Origin of the sequence: Streptomyces sp. NPDC020681 (assembly GCF_044334895.1) — a bacterium.
In the GTDB taxonomy this organism is placed as follows: Bacteria; Actinomycetota; Actinomycetes; order Streptomycetales; family Streptomycetaceae; genus Streptomyces.
In genome coordinates, this window is record NZ_JBIRTX010000001.1 from 737,053 (window position 1) to 753,057 (window position 16,005).

A 16,005-nucleotide genomic window follows, 5' to 3' on the forward strand; every position below is an offset into this window, starting at 1 on the left:
GGCTTCAGGCGTCACCGTACGCTTCACCGCCGAGCTCCAGTACCGCGGTCCCTGCCGTGGCGTCCGCCAGCCAGCCGCGGAAGGCGTCGACGTCCGCGTCCGGCAGGCCGATCTCGATGGTGACGGCCGACTCGTAGCGGACCTCGCGCACGGTGCGGCCGGTGGCCCGCAGATCGTTCTCCAGTTTGCCCGCCCGCTGGTGGTCGACGGTGACGGTGGCCAGCCGGAAGCGCTGCCGGGTGATGGTGCCGAGTGTGTCCAGCGCTTCGCCGACGGCTCCCCCGTAGGCCCGGATCAGCCCGCCCGCGCCGAGTTTCACACCGCCGTAGTAGCGGGTCACGACGGCTACGACATAACGGACTTCGCGCCGCATCAGCATCTGCAGCATCGGGACGCCCGCGGTGCCGCCGGGTTCGCCGTCGTCGCTCGCCTTCTGCACGGCGGCGTCGGCTCCGACGACGTATGCGAAGCAGTTGTGGGTGGCGGTCGGGTGCTCCTTGCGGATGCGGGCCACGAAGGCCTGCGCCTCCTGCTCGGTCGCCGCCGGTGCGAGCGCGCAGATGAAGCGCGATCGGTTGATCTCTGTCTCGTGCACACCCTCGCGGGCGACGGTCCGGTACTGCTCCTGCATCAGGCCACCCTATGCGGGACGCGGAGGGGAATGCTCCGCGAGGGCCGCCGGTTGTCGCAGGTATGTACGCAGACGCAGAGACGATCCGCAGGATCCTCACCTCGACGGGCGACACGTGGGCCGTGGTCGGTCTGTCCAACAACGAGTCACGGGCGGCGCACGGCGTCGCCGATGTCCTTCAGCGCTACGGCAAGCGCATCGTGCCGGTGCACCCGAAGGCGGAGACGGTCCACGGCGAGCAGGGATACGCGTCGCTGGCGGACATCCCCTTCCAGGTCGACGTCGTCGATGTCTTCGTCAACTCCGCGCTCGCCGGGCCGGTCGCCGACGAGGCCGCCGCGATCGGCGCGAAGGCGGTCTGGTTCCAGCTCGGCGTCATCGACGAGGAGGCGTACGAGCGCACGCGTGCGGCCGGTCTCGACATGGTGATGGACCGCTGCCCGGCGATCGAGATCCCCCGCCACGGCTGAACGGACCGGCAGCCAGGGCCTGATCCGACAGATCAGGCTCTAGGGCCTTTCGCCTGATCCAGACGACAGCCTCTAGATCCCGAGGGCTTCGATGACCACCGCGCCCGGCAGCTGCGCGAACGCCTTGCCGGGGAGGATCAGCTTGCCGCGCCTGCGGCCGCTGCCGACGAGCACCCACTGCGTGTCGACCACGGCCGAGTCCACCAGCAGCGGCCAGTCGGCGGGCAGTCCGATCGGTGTGATGCCGCCGTACTCCATGCCGGTTTCGCCGGTCGCCGTGTCCATCGACGCGAACGAGGCCTTGCGGGCGCCGAGTTGCTTGCGTACCGCGCCGTTGACGTCGAGGCGCGTACTGGACAGCACGACGCAGGCGGCGAGTGTGGACCCGCCGCCGCGCTTGCCCGCGACGACCACGCAGTTCGCCGACTCTTCGAGGAGGTCCCGCCCGTAGTGCTCCACGAAAGCGGCGGTGTCCGCGATCTCCGGATCAGTGTCGACGTAGATCAGCTGCTCGGCGGGGACGTCGCCGCTCCAGGCGCGTACGGCGTCGGCCACCGGCGCGGTGAGCACGTCGAGGCAGTCGGTGGCGGGGCGGGCGTCGTCGAAAGTGCCGATGGGAGCGCGCATACGCGCCACGCTAACAGCGGCCGGACGCCTGCGGACCGGCCGTCTCAGCGGACGGGCGGGATGGAGACGGCCATCGTCATCTCGACCGTCTCCTTGCCGTCGTTGCGGTAGCCGTGCGGGACATTGGCCTCGAAGGTGGCGGAGGTCCCGGCGGGCAGGGTGTGCGGTTTGCCGTCGACGACGAGCGTGAGTTCACCGGCGGCGACATGGAGCAGTTCGACCGTGCCCTCGGGATGCGCGTCCGACTCGCTGGAGTCCCCGGGCATGAGCTGCCAGGCCCACAGCTCCAGCGGTCCGCGCTTCTCGGTGCCGACCAGCAGGGTCGTATGGCTGCCGGTCGATGTGGACCACATCCGTACGGCCTGCTCGGGAGGTACGAGGCGGACCTGCGAGCCCTGTTCGTAGTCGAGGAGCGTGGTGATGCTGACGCCGAGCGCGTCGGCGAGTTTCACCGTGGTGCCGACGCTCGGGTTCGTCCGCGCCTGCTCGATCTGGATGATCATGCCGCGGCTGACTCCGGAGCGGGCCGCGAGCGCGTCGAGCGTGAGCCCTCGCTCGCTGCGCCAGCGCTTGAGATTGCGGGCGAGCGACTGGGTCAGCTGGTCGAGGTCCGACACATTCCGTCCACTATGCGGGCCGTCCAAAATATTGGATGGCACAGTTGAATATATTGCACTACCGTGTGGTGCACTCCACCGTTCACCGCACTGTACTGCGAGGCTCGCCATGACCGCACTCTTCGCCCTGGCCACCAGCCTCCTGTGGGGGCTGGCCGACTTCGGCGGCGGACTGCTGACGCGACGCACCCCGGCGCTGACGGTCGTCGTCGCCTCGCAGACGGTCGCGGTGGTCGTGCTCGGCGCGATCGTGCTGGCCACCGGCGCTCTGCACGAGACGGGACCGCAGCTCTGGTACGCGGTGGCGGCGGGCGTGGTCGGCCCGGTGGCGATGCTCTCCTTCTACAAGGCGCTCGCTCTCGGACCGATGGGCGTGGTCTCCCCGCTCGGATCGCTGGGCGTCGCCGTGCCGGTCGGCGTCGGTCTGGTACTCGGTGAGCGGCCGGGACTGCTCCAGTTCGCGGGCATCGCGGTGGCCGTCGCGGGCATCGTCCTGGCCGGCGGGCCCCAGCTGCGCGGCGCGCCCGTGCAGCGTCAGGCGATACTGCTGACGCTGCTCGCGGCCTTCGGCTTCGGCGCTGTGATGGCGCTGATCGCGGAGGCGTCGACCACGATCACCGGGCTCTTTCTCGCGCTGTTCGTCCAGCGCGTCACCAATGTCACGGTCGGCGGCGCGGCTCTGTACGTGTCGGTGAAGCGCGGCGGGCGGGCCCTGCCGGAGGACGGCGGGATGCGCGTCATCTGGTCCTCGCTGCCGGCGCTCGCCTTCGTCGGACTGGCGGACGTGGCCGCCAACGGCACGTACTCCATCGCCGCGCAGACCGGTCCCGTCACCGTCGCCGCCGTGCTCGCGAACCTCTATCCGGTGGTGACCGTGATCGCCGCGCTCGTCCTGCTCAAGGAACGGATGCGGGTCGTGCAGGCGACGGGCGCGGGCCTCGCGCTGGTCGGCACGGTCCTGCTGGCCACCGGCTGACCGGCCCGGCGGCCCCCGGTCAGCTCTCCTCGAGCTCCGCGAGGGCCAGCAGCTGCTCCGGAGTGATGCCTTCGGGGATCGGCACGGGCGGCGGCGTACGCAGCGGGGGCTGCCAGCCGCGGACCGGGTCCCAGCTCCTGACGACACGGGCCGGAGCCCCGGCCACCACCGAGTGGTCGGGCACCTCGCCCCGTACGACCGCTCCGGCGGCGACGACCACATTGCGGCCGAGCCGCGCGCCCGGCAGTACGACCGAGCCCGTGCCCAGCCAGCAGCCGGCCCCGATCTCCACCGGCTCCATGCGCGGCCACTGCTTGCCGACCGGCTCGTGCGGATCGTCGTAGCTGTGGTTGGTCGAGGTGATGTACACGTACGGACCGCAGTACGTGTCCGGGCCGATGGTCACGCGAGTGTCGGCGATGACATGGCTGCCGCGGCCGAGGACCACGCCGTTGCCGAGCGTCAGGATCGGGTCGGCGCCGAGATCGAGGCCCGGCATCATGCCCGCGGTGAGCGTGACCTGTTCGCCGATGATGCAGTGGTCGCCGAGCTCGATCCACGGCTCGCCGAAGACGGTGCCCTGCGGGAAGGCGAGCCGGGTGCCCTTGCCCAGGCGACGGAAGCGCAGCCGCCCGGGGTGCTCGGCGGTGACGGCGCCGGCTTCCTGCACCCAGCGCCAGCCGCTGTGGACCGCACGTGCGAGAACGCCTCGCCACCAGGCAGCAGGCGATGAGAACGTGTTTCTGTTCTTGGGCACCCGCTCACGGTAGTCGGCCGTGCGTGGCGTGATCGGAACGGCGTCCTGTGATGTTCGCCCCACCCGCCCCCACGAGACGGATGGCCGAAAACAGCCGCCCCATCGCGTGATCGAGTTTCGTCGAATGTCATTCGGTCGGCCGTTTTTCCACCGCGGGCACCTCGACCGCTCCCCACCCGAGTCGGTCACCTCGCCGATCAGCAGCCCGCCGGCGGCCCATCAGCGCCCCCATCAGCGGTCCGGCGGAGAGCTCCTGCAGCAAACGCTGTCTATCACGATGGCCCACGGGTGACAGTGAGTTCGGGACTAAGTACGCCGTTGCCTGGTCGGCCAAGCCAACCGCACTCCTGGGGCCTCGGCGCGTGACTAGCATGAGCCGCGCATGCGTGCGGAAGATCACCGTCAACTTGCAGCGAGGGATCGCGGAATGCCAGTGCCAGTCGCCCCGAAACCGCACCGAACACGCACGCCACGACGGTTGCCCCCAGTGGTACCGCCGGCCTCGGTCGTGGTCGCAGCGGCGGTCGGCGGCGGAGTGATCGCGGCAGCTCCGAACGCGGCACGCGTCTGGGTCGCGGCCACCGTCGGGGCCGCATGGCTGTGGGTGGCGGTGACGGTCGCCGCGACCACACTCTCCTCGCGTCGGCTGCATGCCGCCGCAGCCAACGCGAGCGCCGAACTGCGCGCCGTACAGGCCAAGTCGGCGCAGACCGGAGCGGAGTCCGCGCATCTGGTGAATGTGACCCTCCCTTCGGTGGTCAAGCGGCTGCGCGACGGCGAGAGCGCCGAGGACACGCTCGCCTCCACGCCGTCGCCGTCCGATCCCCAACTGCGCCGGGTGCTCCAGGTGTTCGCCGGCGAGGTGAGCAGCAGTGAGCAGCGGGCCGAGAACTCGGCGGTCAACAGCGCTTCGTCCGTACGGCAGTTGACGCTGGCGGCCGACGATCTGGACCGGCTGACCACCGTCACGCTGCCCGCCGCGTTCGAGCACCTGCGCCGCGGAGCATCCGCCGACACTGTGCTCGCCGAGCTCGAACAGCCCACGGACGCAAGGCTTCGCGTCGTCCTCGACACGGTGGTACGCGAGTTCGCCACCAGCGAGCGGCGTGCGGCCGTGGCCCAGGGCGCGAGCGCCAAGGCTCTGAGCCGGGTGCAGGCCAAGGCCGTGAGCATGCTCGCCGATCTCCGGGAGATGCAGGACCGTCACGGCGAGGAGGTGTTCGGCGATCTGCTCAGGCTCGACCACAACACCTCCCAGCTGGGTCTGCTCACCGACCGGCTGGCGCTGCTGATGGGCGGCCGTTCCAGCCGCGCCTGGAACAAGCCGATCGGCATGGAGAGCATCCTGCGCGGCGCCGTCGGCCGGATCGCCGCGTATCAGCGCGTGCGGCTGCACTCGTCGAGCACCGCGGCGATCGCCGGGTTCGCCGCCGAAGGCGTGATGCATCTGCTGGCCGAACTGATGGACAACGCGGCGAACTTCTCGCCTCCCATCGACGAGGTCCATGTCTATGTCGAGGAGCGCACCGCCGGACTCGTCGTCACCATCGAGGACAGCGGTCTGAAGATGGCCGACGCGGCCATGCGGCGCGCCGAGGAGGCCGTCTCGGGTCAGGTCACCGACCTCGCCGCGCTCCAGGGCACCCGCCTCGGGCTCGCCGTCGTCGGCCGGCTGGCCGCGAAGTACAACATGAGCGTGAACTTCCGGCCCTCGTCCCGGGGCGGCACCGGCGTCGTGGTGCTGTTCCCGCCCCAGCTGCTGGCCCAGCGGCGCAGCGTGGTCGAGGAGCCGGTGACCCGCCCTCCGCTTCCCGACCCGGTCCGTGTACCCGACACCCCGGCCGCCGTGACCACGCCTTCGGCAACCGCTCCCGGGACGGCGATCCCGCCCCAGGCCGGACCGCGGCCGGCGACTCCGAACGGGCTGCCGGTGCGGCCGCCGGGGCGCACGATGGCCGCGGCCGACCGCGGCCGGCCGGAGCCCGGCGAAGAGGCCGAGACCACTGAACCGCCCGCCCGTGACGCGGGCTCGCAGTTCGGCGCGTTCCACCGTGCGCTCAAGGCCGTTGAGGACAAGCGCGGGACGTCGACCGAGCAGTGACCTCATGGCACCACTACCCGTACGAACCGTTCGACAGGAGGCACGGGCCGGTGACCGGATCAACCGGAAACACCCGCCCCACGCAGACGATGCAGACCACTGACAACAGCCTGACCTGGCTTCTGGAAAACCTTCTTGAGCGCACCCCCGGAACCAGGCACGCCCTGGTCCTGTCGCGCGACGGTCTGAAGCTGTGCTGGAGCCGGCACCTCACGGTCGACCAGGCCGATCAGCTCGCCGCGATCTGCTCGGGCATCCAGGCGCTGGCCCAGGGAGCGTCGGCCGAGTTCGGCAACGGCAGCGGCGGCGTACGGCATTCGATGACCGAGTTCCACGGTGGACTGCTGTTCATCGTGGAGGCGGGCGACGGCGCGCATCTGGCCGTCGTGGCCGAGGACGGCGCGGATCCCGGCGTCGTCGGCCATCAGATGACCGAGATGGTCGAGCAGATCGGCGAGCATCTGCGGGCCGAGCCGCGCGCGACATCCGCGGAGAGCCCGCTCTCATGACCCGCCGCCCCGTCGACACGGGAGATCCGGACCGGCTCTATACGGTCACCGGCGGCCGCAGCCGCGCCGACGACGACATGTTCGACCTGGTCACGCTGATCGTCAGCGAGTGCGAGCCGACGCCGGGCATGCAGTCGGAGAATGTGCGGATCCTCGAGATCTGCCGCCATCCGACCTCGGTCGTCGAGCTCTCCGCGGAGCTGAAACTGCCGGTGACGGTGGTACGGATCCTGCTGGGCGATCTCCTCGCGACGGGGCGCATCACGGCCCGCCATCCGCGGGCCGCCAAGTCGCTGGCCTCGCTGCCCGACTCGGCCCTCTTGAAGGAGGTGCTCCATGGACTCCGCAACCTCTGAACTTCCGTCGCGCACCCCGCTCGGCGACTCCGTCGAGACCGGACTGAAGATCGTGATCGTGGGCGGTTTCGGGGTCGGCAAGACCACTCTGGTCAAGTCGGTCAGCGAGATCCGTCCGCTCAACACCGAAGAGGTGATGACGCAGGCCGGCGTCGGCGTCGACGACAAGGCGGGGCTTGCCGCCACCAAGACCACCACGACGGTGGCCTTCGACTTCGGCCGGATCAGCCTCAACGACCGGATGGTCCTCTACTTGTTCGGCGCGCCGGGCCAGGAGCGGTTCTGGTTCCTGTGGGACCGGCTCTTCGCCGGCACGCTCGGCGCGGTCGTCCTGGTCGACACGCGGCGGATGAGCGACTCCTGGTACGCGATCGACCGGCTGGAGCACCACAAGACGCCGTTCGTCGTCGCGGTCAACCGCTTCGACGGCGACATGGCCACGTTCTCGCTCACCGAGATACGCCAGGCCCTGTCGCTGTCCGCACACGTGCCGCTGATCGACTGCGACGCCCGGGTCCGCTCGTCCGGGAAGCGTGTCCTGATCAGCCTTGTCGACCACCTCCACGAACTGGCCGTGGCCCGGGAGATGACACCATGACCGACCCCGCCCTCCCTGCCCGGTCCGCCCCGGCCGGCTGCCCCGCGCACGTCGGCGCGATCCCGCTCAGCGGACTGGAGTTCCAGCAGACCCCGTCGGAGATCTACCGCACCATGCGGCGGGAGCACGGCGCGGTCGCGCCGATCCTGCTCGACGGCGACATACCCGCCTGGCTGGTGCTCGGCTATGCCGAGGTCTCCTATGTGACCAGCCACGACGAGCTGTTCGCCCGGGACTCCCGGCGCTGGAACCAGTGGGAGTCGATTCCCGCGGACTGGCCGCTGATGCCGTTCGTCGGCCATCAGCCCTCCGTGCTGTTCACCGAAGGAGCCGAGCACCAGCGGCGCGCAGGTGTGATCACCGAGGCGCTGGAAGCGGTCGATCAGTACGAACTCGCCCACTGGAGCCGGAAGATCGCCGAGCAGCTCATCGACGACTTCGCCGGCAGCGGCCAGGCCGAGCTGATGTCCGCGTACGCGCACGCGCTGCCGATGCGCGCCGCCGTCCAGATGTGCGGAATGCCCGCCGGCGGCACCGACACCGAGGATCTGGTGCGCGATCTGCGGATCTCGCTGGACGCGGCCGAGGGCGACGATCCGGTCGCCGCGTACGTACGGGTCCAGGAGCGGATCCAGCGGCTGGTCAAGGACAAGCGGGGCACGCACGGCCCGGACGTCACGTCGCGGATGCTGGCGCATCCGGCCGGCCTGACGGACGAGGAGATCGTCCAGGACCTCGTCTCGATCATCGCCGCGGCCCAGCAGCCGACGGCCAACTGGATCGGCAACACGCTGCGTCTGCTGCTGACGGACGACCGGTTCGCGCTGAACGTCTCCGGCGGCCGCCTCAGCGTCGGTCAGGCGCTCAACGAGGTGCTGTGGCTGGACACACCGACGCAGAACTTCATCGGGCGGTGGGCGGTGCGCGACACCCAGCTCGGCGGCCGGCACATCAAGGCCGGAGACTGTGTGGTGCTGGGTCTTGCCGCGGCCAACACCGATCCGCAGATCTGGCCCGAGGGACACATCGGCGCCGAGAACTCCGCCCATCTCTCCTTCAGCAACGGCGAGCACCGCTGCCCGTACCCGGCGCCGCTGCTGGCCGACGTGATGGCCCGTACGGCGGTCGAGACGCTGCTGGAGCGGCTGCCGGACGTGGTGCTCGCGGTGGATCCGGCGGAGCTCACCTGGCGGCCGTCGATCTGGATGCGGGGCCTGACCTCGCTTCCGGTGCGCTTCACACCGTTCGTGCAGTGAAGGGTGCGGCGCCGAGGGCGAGCGGGAGCGCCGGGGCCTGAAGCACCAGGCCCCGGCCGCAGGCTCAGCCGCTGACGGGAGTGAACCGTACGGGCAGCGACTTGGGCCCGCGGGTGAAAACGCCCTGCTCGGACGGTTCGAAGCCGTCGGCGAGCCGCATGTCCGGCATGGCGTCCAGCAATTGGCCGACACCGGTCTCGACCTCTGCCTTGGCGAGCAGCGCGCCGACGCAGAAGTGCCGGCCGAGCGCGAAGGCCAGATGGTCGGCGGCCGCGGAGAACGCGGTGGTCGAGGTGAGATCGTCGCGGAAGATGTCGAAGCGGTCCGGGTCGCTGTACCGCTCGCCGTCGCGGTTCGCGGCGCCAATCAGACAGGTGACCGTGGCGCCTGCCGGGATGGTGCCGCCGCTGACGGTGACGTCGGCGGCGGTCTGCCGCATGATCATGTGGACCGGCGGCGTGTAGCGCAGCGTCTCCGCGAACGCCCGGTCGATCAGGCTCCGGTCCTCCCGCACGGCGGCCAGTTGCTCGGGGTTGACCAGCAGATTGGCGAAGATGCTGGCGATGGCCTTGTCGGTGGTCTCGCCGCCGGCCGCGAGCAGCAGACTGCAGAAGGCCTTGATGTCCTCGTCGTTCATCCGTACGCCGTCGACCTCCGCCGCGCACAGCGAGGACAGCAGGTCGTCGCCGAGGTGTTCGCGGCGCTCCTGGATGATCGGGATCATGTACTCGGCGAATTCGACTCGGGTGCGCTCGCCGGCCGCGGCGATCTCCGGGTCACCGGCGAGATTGCCGAGAAAGGCGATGACGCTCGTGTACCAGCCGTGGAAGCGGGCGTGGTCGGCCTTGTCGAGGCCCAGCATGTCGGCGATCACATTGACCGGAAAGGGGGTGGCGAAGGAGTCCACCAGGTCGGCCTCGCCCTTGTGCCGGATGCCGTCGATCAGTTCGCGCGCATTGCGCTCGATGACCGGCAGGAACTTCTCCTGGAGATCGGTGCCGCGGAACGCCGGCGCGACCAGCGCCCGGCGCACCGCGTGCTCCCGGCCGCTGAGCTGCAGGATCGTCCTGCCGTGCACGGGCTCGATCTGCCAGTCGTAGTTGTCGGTGGTGTAGACCGACTCCTTGTCCTTGAACGCGCGCTCGACGTCCTCGTAGCGCGAGATGAGGTAGCTGTTGGTGGGCTCGTGCCAGATCAGGGGGGCGCTCTCCCGCATGACGCGGTAGGCCGGATACGGGTTCGCGGCGAACTCCGGCGACAGAATGTCGGGGACCTGCTGAGCAGTGGCCATGAAGCTCCCTCAAGCGGCAATGGGCAAGTCGCTCAAGGTTATTGACCCTTCAAAGACCGAAACAGTCGGCTCTTGGCCGAATCTGATGCCCTGTTGTCGCTGCCGTACGTCACGCCGCTCAACCAGGGGCCGTACAACCGTGCCCGGGGCCGGACCCCCCTGCCTGGGCGGGCGGGAGCCACCGTGGTGGGGGATGTGGCGCACACTCGCCCTTCGTTCCGGCCACCGGGCACAGCACCGAGGGCGGGCACTCGGGTCACCGCATTCCGGACACGGTAACGGTGCATTCCGCTTTCGGTGAGAGGACGCTATGACCGTGTTCCGTCATCGTGCTATCCGGTTGCCGCGATCTACGGATACGCAAGAAATTCAGCCCGACCCCTTGTTGCGTGACCGGTTCAGCTGCTGGCGCGACTGCGACTCGAGCTTCCGCCTGGCCCGCGAGACATGTTGTTCCACCGTGCGCGGCGACAGATGCAGCGTCGCGGCGATCTCCCGGTTGGTGAGCCCTCCGGAGGCCAGATCGATGACCTCCTGCTCGCGCGGCGAGAGCTGGTCGCCGTAGCTGGGGCGGCCGCGGGGCCGCTGTTCGGCGGCCGGCTGGTGCGCGCGCAGCGTCGCCCGCACGCGTGCCGCGTCCCATCCGGCGCCGAGGTCGGTCAGCTGCTGTACGCAGGTGCTGAGGGACTCCACGGCGGTTGCCAAGGCCTCGGGTTCGGCGTCGTCGCCCGCTGCGAGAAGGCAGGACGCGGCCGCCTCGGCCGCGAGGACCGCGGCGTACGGCCTGGGCATCTCGGCGTACTTGTCGGCCGCGTCCCTGAAGTGCGGTACCGCTTCGGCCGGTTTGCCGGCGGTCTCCAGCAGGATGCCGCGGCACCAGTCGAGTGCGGCCGAGGCCGACGGCATGACATCGCTCTTCAGGCCCGCCTCGTACTCCTCCGTCATCCGCTCCGCGACCTCGTGGCGGCCCGCTCTGGCGGTCGCCTCGACGGCCCACGGCGCGAGTTCGGCCGCCCAGGGCCACACGCCCTTGTCGCGCAACCGGTCCCAGGCGGCGGCCGCCTCCGACGCGGCGGTGTCGGTGTCGCCGCGGGCGAGCGCCGTCCGCACGAGCGCGCCGGCCGCCGCGGCGACATGCGGCAACGGCGAACCGACGGGCAGCGGATGACCCTCGCCGGACAGCCAGGCCGCCATCTGCTGCCACTCCCCCTGCGCCAGCGAGAGCATGCCGAGGACTATCCGGGCGTCGGCGGCGGGGCCGGGCATGACACCGGTCTCCGCCACAAAGGCGCGCGCCCGCACCGCAAGTCCCTCCCACTGGCCCGTCACCCAGTCCAGCAGCAGCCCGGTCCCGCGGCCGTCCTGCTCGACATACGACGCTCCGCCGCGGGCCGCCAGATCAACGCCCTCCTCCAGCAGTTCGGCGACGCGCGGCAGATGACCGAGCCACAGCGCGGCGTCGGCCGCGTTCACCAGCCCGCGGGCCACGTGCGGGAGCAGTTCGGCGTGATCGGCCTCGCCGCGCAGCCGGTCCAGTACGTCCCAGGCCGACGAGTCGCCGGTCTCCAGCATCACGGCGACGCAGTTGGCGGCGACCGCGGCGCGCGCCTCCTCGTCGTGGCTCTCGGCCGCCACCTTCTGGACCCGCTCCAGCCAGTGCAGATTGCGTTCCAGCGGCACCGCCGACATCACCGGCATGGCCAGCGCGGACATCGCACGGGCGGCGAGCGCGGGCCGTTCGGCGGCCAGTTCGTCGACCGCCTGCTCCAGCTCCACCCAGCCTTCGAGGCCCATGCCGGCCTGGTTGTACAGAACCAGGCCGAGGTCGAGCCGGATCTGGCCGCGGACGGTCGGCGGCAGCGACTGCTCGTCGAGGATCTGCCGCAGCACCTGCACGGTCTGGTCGGTGTGCAGGCCCAGTACGGCGCTGTGGGCGAGCAGCCGGGCCAGCCGGGCGCGCGTGTCGCGCGGGACGGCGGGATACGACAGCGCCTGTTCCAGCAGGTCGATCGCCGTCTGGTGCTCGCCGGCCTCCGCGCACTGCAGAGCGGCCCGCTCGACCGCCTTCAGCCAGCCCCGGACCTGGCCGCCGCGGTACCGGTGCGCCGCCAGCCGGGCCCAGGGCACCGGCCGGCGGTGGGCGAGCACATCGGCGGCCCTGCGGTGCATGTCCTGCCGCAGCGGACCCGGTACCTCGCGGTAGACCGCGGCGCCGGCGAGCGGCGACGGGAAGCCGTACAGATCGCGGCCGCGCTCCTCGAGCACGGCGCCGCGCAGGGCGGCTATCAGGGCCTGGCGACCGTCGTCGGTGGGCAGCGCGCCGACGGCGTACAGCTCGTCGGCGCTGCTCGGCCCATCCAGGACGGCCGCGGCGCGGGCCACGGCCCGGTCGTGCTCCGGCAGCGCGGCCAGGCGGCCGATGATCAGCTCGGCGAGCCGTACGGGCGTGCCGGTCGCGTCCACGTCCTTGGCCGTGTACCGCTCCCGCGGGCCGTACGCGTCCTCAAGCTGGCGCACCAGGTCCACCACGACCTGTGGCACCCCGGCCGAGCGTTCATGGATCCGGGTGATGAGCTCGGGCGGGCAGCACTCGGGGCCCAGCCGGTCCTCCACCATCCGCCGTACGTCTTCCACGTCGAGCGGTTCGAGGCATATCCGCAGCACAGAGAGCCCGGCCGGATAGGCCACGGACCGCCCGAGCACCAGTCCGGGCTCCTCAAGATCCTCGGGACGGTAGGCGAGTACGGCCGCGAGACCGGTGGGCGGTCTTTCGAGCAGCCGCCTGAGCAGATCCCCGCTGCCCCGGTCGGCGCGGTGCACATCGTCGGCGACCAGCAGCACCGGGCCACCGGTCTCCAGCAGCGGAGCCAGATCCTCGGCGAGCGCCGCGGGCTCCTGGTACAGGCGCGGCGGCAGCGCGGGTGCTTCGAGGCGGGTGCGGCCCGCGGCCGGGCCGCCGCTCGGTTCCGGACGCGGCAGACGGGTCGCGTGGTGTGTCAGGGCGATACCGGAGGAGGTGAACGTCAGCACGACGCGTGGCCGGGGTCCGGGCTCGGCGAGTTCGAGCAGCCGGTCGACCAGTCTGGTCTTGCCTGTTCCGGCCCGCCCTTCCACCAGCAGAAGCGCGGGCTGCTGGGCGGTGTGCGCGAGTCGCTGATTCAGCCACCGTTCCCAGACTGCGTCACTGAGCGTGCTCACCGGCTCACTCTCCTCGACATTTCCGGGCATTTCATTTCTTTACGTATCCGTACTTCAGTCTCCCCAATTGCGCCGAGCTTGCCGCGACAGCGAGCGTAGTCGTGCTGGCCCAGGCGTCCACCTGGGCAGAAGGAGCCGACGTGATCGCATCAGAGGAGCCCTCCCAATCTCCGCCCACCGTCCATATGGCGCACGGCGGAAATGAGGGTCTCGCGCAGTGTGCGATGTCGGCGACTCCGGAATCAGCCCGGGTGCTGCGCCATTTCGCGCGCGCCGTGGCCCGCCGATGGCGGCTCCACGACGAGTGTCACGAGGCGCTTTCGGTGATCGTCACCGAGTTGGTCAGCAATGTTGTGCTGCACAGCGGCAGCACTTGGGTCGCGCTCGCCATCAAGGTCCGCGGGAACACGCTGACGACCGAGGTCAGGGACGGCGGCCGGTGGAAACACCGGCATACCCGACGACAAGAACCGCTGGACGCGCACGCGGAACTCGGCCGGGGTCTGCGGCTCGTGGACGCGTTCGCCACGCGCACGATGACGCGCCGGCATCCGGCGGGCAGTGTGGTCGCGGCGGAGATCGTCATGCCCGTGCGCACCGGCGGCGGCAGTGCATGGGGTGTGGGGCGTCAGCCCATGGCGGGCAGCGAACGGTTTCCGGACCTGGCGACCGAGCCGGATGGCTGTATCTGACAACGTTTCCCGGAGGGTGCGCCCTTCGGGCGCTGCTGCGCGCGCCTGAGCCGCGCAGTTCCGGGGCGGCGCCGGACGAGGTGCCTGGGCGGAGCCCGGCAAGATCCGGACGACAGGCCCTAGACCTCGCGGTGGCCCTTCGCCAGCTCGACATACGCCGCCGCGTTCAGCTTGATGCCCTCCCGCTCCTCCTCGGTCAGCTCACGCTTGACCTTCGCGGGCACGCCCGCGACGAGCGAGCCCGGCGGGACATGCATCCCCTGCGGGACGAGCGCCTGCGCCGCGATCAACGAACCCGCCCCGATGTGCGCGCCGTTGAGGACCGTGGCTCCCATGCCGACCAGCACGTCGTCCTCGACGGTGCAGCCGTGGAGCACGGCGTTGTGCCCGACCGAGACTCGTGCGCCGACCGTGACCGGGAAGCCTGGGTCGACATGGACCGTGCAGTTGTCCTGGATGTTGGAGTCGGCTCCGAGGACGATCGGGCCGCAGTCGGCGCGCAGCACGGTCTGGTACCAGACGCTGGAGCCCGCGGCCATGGTGACGTCACCGAGCACGACGGACGTCGGAGCGGCGAAGGCGTCCGGCGCGATGCTCGGCTCCTTGCCGCCGACGCCCGCGATCAACGCCCGCGACGTCATCGGACCGGCTCCGGCTCGGGCTCCGCAGCGGCCGCGGCCGCCGCGGTCGTCTCCGCCTGCGCCGCGGCCTTCTTCGCGCGGTTCTTCAGCACCAGCATCGACGTGAGACCGACCAGGACGGCGAGTACGAGGCCCATCCAGGAGAACCGCTTGAGCCAGGCCTCGGCGACGACGCCCACGGAGTAGATGACGGCGGTGGTGCCGCCGGCCCAGAGGATCCCGCCGAAGATATTGGCGATGAGGAACTTCCAGTACGGCATGCGCAGCACGCCCGCGAGCGGCCCGGCGAAGATGCGCAGCAGCGCGACGAACCGCCCGAAGAAGACGGCCCACATGCCCCACTTCTCGAACGAGCGCTCCGCCATCGCGATCTGGGCTTCGCCGAAGTGTTTGGGGAACCTGCCGCCGAGCCAGGCCAGCAGAGGCCGGCCGCCCTTGCGTCCGATGGCGTAGCCGATCGAGTCGCCGATGATCGCGCCGGCCGTGGCGCAGGCGCCGAGGATGTACGGATTGATCTCACCGTGCTGGGAGGCGAGCAGTGCCGAGCTGACGAGGACGATCTCACCCGGCAGCGGGATGCCGAGGCTCTCGAGCCCGATGACCACCCCCACCAGGATGTAGATGCTGACCGCGGGAACGGTCTCGAGCCACTCCTGGACGTGCAACGCCGGTTCCTCCCGTGTGTGCAGATACCGCTGCCCGGCGTGCGCCCCCTGCGGCGCACGCCGGGCAGCCTACCTGGTCGATCCACGGGCTCCGGACGAGGCTCAGGCGTTGGGGCGCAGCGTCCAGACGATGGTCATCTCGCCGGTCACCGCCCCGTCCGCGCGCTGGATCTCGATGTTGACGGGGAACTCCGGGCGCTCGCCGGCGTCCAGCTCCGCGACGACCTCGGCGACCGGCCGGCCGATGGTGGCGGTCGCGGTGACGACGCCCATCGCCAGCTTCTTGTAGCCGATTTCCGCCTTGACGGCGAGCGGCACGGCCCGCGACAGCTGGTCGCCGAAGGCGGCGAGGACGATGGCGCCGCTCGCGGACTCGGCGAGCGTGAACATCGCGCCGGCGTGCGGGCCGCCGACGTGGTTGTGGAAGTCGGGCTGGTCCGGCATGCGCAGCACCGCACGCTCGGCGGTGGTCTCCAGGAACTCCAGGTTGAGGGTCCGGGCCATGGGAACCGTGGCGGCGAGCATCTCGCCGACGGACATCTGATCAGCGCTCATGCCGCGATGTTACCCACGAGTAGCACGCTTGGGAATCCCCAGGCGGGGGCGGACGTGGAAGTGAA

Annotated in this window: 17 protein-coding genes; 8 read left to right on the forward strand and 9 right to left on the reverse strand. The window is 70.7% G+C overall.

Annotated elements, in window-relative coordinates; translation table 11 throughout:
• Positions 1 to 4: 4 nt before the first annotated feature.
• On the reverse strand, positions 5 to 631 hold the full coding sequence (locus ACH4YL_RS03070) for a YigZ family protein (RefSeq protein WP_398504194.1): 627 nt from the start codon (positions 629 to 631) through the stop codon (positions 5 to 7).
• 62 nt (positions 632 to 693) lie between these two features.
• On the opposite strand from ACH4YL_RS03070, the gene ACH4YL_RS03075 reads away from it, so the two are divergent.
• A complete protein-coding gene (locus ACH4YL_RS03075) occupies positions 694 to 1,101 on the forward strand; it encodes a CoA-binding protein (protein ID WP_398504196.1) in 408 nt (135 codons plus the stop codon).
• A 72-nt stretch (positions 1,102 to 1,173) separates the two neighbouring features.
• On the opposite strand, the gene ACH4YL_RS03080 is transcribed toward ACH4YL_RS03075, so the two are convergent.
• A complete protein-coding gene (locus tag ACH4YL_RS03080) occupies positions 1,174 to 1,728 on the reverse strand; it encodes a YbaK/EbsC family protein (protein WP_398504198.1) in 555 nt (184 codons plus the stop codon).
• A gap of 44 nt (positions 1,729 to 1,772) precedes the next feature.
• Entirely contained in the window at positions 1,773 to 2,345 is a 573-nt protein-coding gene (locus ACH4YL_RS03085; RefSeq protein ID WP_398504200.1) for a helix-turn-helix domain-containing protein, read from the reverse strand.
• A 109-nt stretch (positions 2,346 to 2,454) separates the two neighbouring features.
• On the opposite strand from ACH4YL_RS03085, the gene ACH4YL_RS03090 reads away from it, so the two are divergent.
• Complete coding sequence (locus tag ACH4YL_RS03090) at positions 2,455 to 3,321, forward strand: EamA family transporter (RefSeq protein WP_398504202.1); 867 nt, start codon at positions 2,455 to 2,457, stop codon at positions 3,319 to 3,321.
• A 19-nt stretch (positions 3,322 to 3,340) separates the two neighbouring features.
• Here ACH4YL_RS03090 and ACH4YL_RS03095 read toward each other — a convergent pair whose 3' ends face one another.
• Positions 3,341 to 4,078, reverse strand: coding sequence for an acyltransferase (locus tag ACH4YL_RS03095; protein ID WP_398504204.1), 738 nt, complete (start codon positions 4,076 to 4,078; stop codon positions 3,341 to 3,343).
• A 427-nt stretch (positions 4,079 to 4,505) separates the two neighbouring features.
• Here ACH4YL_RS03095 and ACH4YL_RS03100 point away from each other — a divergent pair, with 427 nt between their 5' ends.
• The 5 genes from ACH4YL_RS03100 (at position 4,506) to ACH4YL_RS03120 (ending at position 8,898) form a co-directional block, all read left to right on the forward strand.
• A complete protein-coding gene (locus ACH4YL_RS03100; RefSeq protein ID WP_398504208.1) occupies positions 4,506 to 6,179 on the forward strand; it encodes an ATP-binding protein in 1,674 nt (557 codons plus the stop codon).
• A gap of 89 nt (positions 6,180 to 6,268) precedes the next feature.
• On the forward strand, positions 6,269 to 6,688 hold the full coding sequence (locus ACH4YL_RS03105; protein WP_398504389.1) for a roadblock/LC7 domain-containing protein: 420 nt from the start codon (positions 6,269 to 6,271) through the stop codon (positions 6,686 to 6,688).
• A complete protein-coding gene (locus ACH4YL_RS03110) occupies positions 6,685 to 7,044 on the forward strand; it encodes a DUF742 domain-containing protein (RefSeq protein WP_398504210.1) in 360 nt (119 codons plus the stop codon). Before ACH4YL_RS03105 ends, ACH4YL_RS03110 begins: the two co-directional genes overlap by 4 nt.
• Complete coding sequence (locus ACH4YL_RS03115; RefSeq protein WP_398504212.1) at positions 7,025 to 7,642, forward strand: GTP-binding protein; 618 nt, start codon at positions 7,025 to 7,027, stop codon at positions 7,640 to 7,642. The genes ACH4YL_RS03110 and ACH4YL_RS03115 overlap by 20 nt, the downstream gene beginning before the upstream one ends.
• Complete coding sequence (locus tag ACH4YL_RS03120; protein ID WP_398504214.1) at positions 7,639 to 8,898, forward strand: cytochrome P450; 1,260 nt, start codon at positions 7,639 to 7,641, stop codon at positions 8,896 to 8,898. The genes ACH4YL_RS03115 and ACH4YL_RS03120 overlap by 4 nt, the downstream gene beginning before the upstream one ends.
• A 64-nt stretch (positions 8,899 to 8,962) precedes the next feature.
• Here the strand turns inward: ACH4YL_RS03120 and ACH4YL_RS03125 are convergent, their stop codons facing one another.
• On the reverse strand, positions 8,963 to 10,189 hold the full coding sequence (locus tag ACH4YL_RS03125; RefSeq protein ID WP_398504216.1) for a cytochrome P450: 1,227 nt from the start codon (positions 10,187 to 10,189) through the stop codon (positions 8,963 to 8,965).
• A gap of 369 nt (positions 10,190 to 10,558) precedes the next feature.
• Entirely contained in the window at positions 10,559 to 13,387 is a 2,829-nt protein-coding gene (locus ACH4YL_RS03130) for a LuxR C-terminal-related transcriptional regulator (RefSeq protein WP_398504218.1), read from the reverse strand.
• A 140-nt stretch (positions 13,388 to 13,527) separates the two neighbouring features.
• Between ACH4YL_RS03130 and ACH4YL_RS03135 the strand changes: the two genes are divergently transcribed.
• Positions 13,528 to 14,079: an ATP-binding protein gene (locus ACH4YL_RS03135; protein ID WP_398504220.1), complete on the forward strand. Its 552-nt coding sequence runs from the start codon at positions 13,528 to 13,530 to the stop codon at positions 14,077 to 14,079.
• A gap of 119 nt (positions 14,080 to 14,198) precedes the next feature.
• Here the strand turns inward: ACH4YL_RS03135 and ACH4YL_RS03140 are convergent, their stop codons facing one another.
• The 3 genes from ACH4YL_RS03140 to ACH4YL_RS03150 form a co-directional block, all read right to left on the reverse strand.
• Positions 14,199 to 14,720, reverse strand: coding sequence for a gamma carbonic anhydrase family protein (locus ACH4YL_RS03140; protein ID WP_398504222.1), 522 nt, complete (start codon positions 14,718 to 14,720; stop codon positions 14,199 to 14,201).
• Entirely contained in the window at positions 14,717 to 15,385 is a 669-nt protein-coding gene (locus tag ACH4YL_RS03145) for a DedA family protein (protein WP_398504224.1), read from the reverse strand. Before ACH4YL_RS03145 ends, ACH4YL_RS03140 begins: the two co-directional genes overlap by 4 nt.
• Positions 15,386 to 15,487: 102 nt before the next feature.
• Positions 15,488 to 15,925 (reverse strand): DUF4442 domain-containing protein, encoded by a 438-nt coding sequence (locus ACH4YL_RS03150; RefSeq protein WP_398504390.1) that lies wholly within the window; start codon positions 15,923 to 15,925, stop codon positions 15,488 to 15,490.
• Between the last annotated feature and the right edge of the window lie 80 nt (positions 15,926 to 16,005).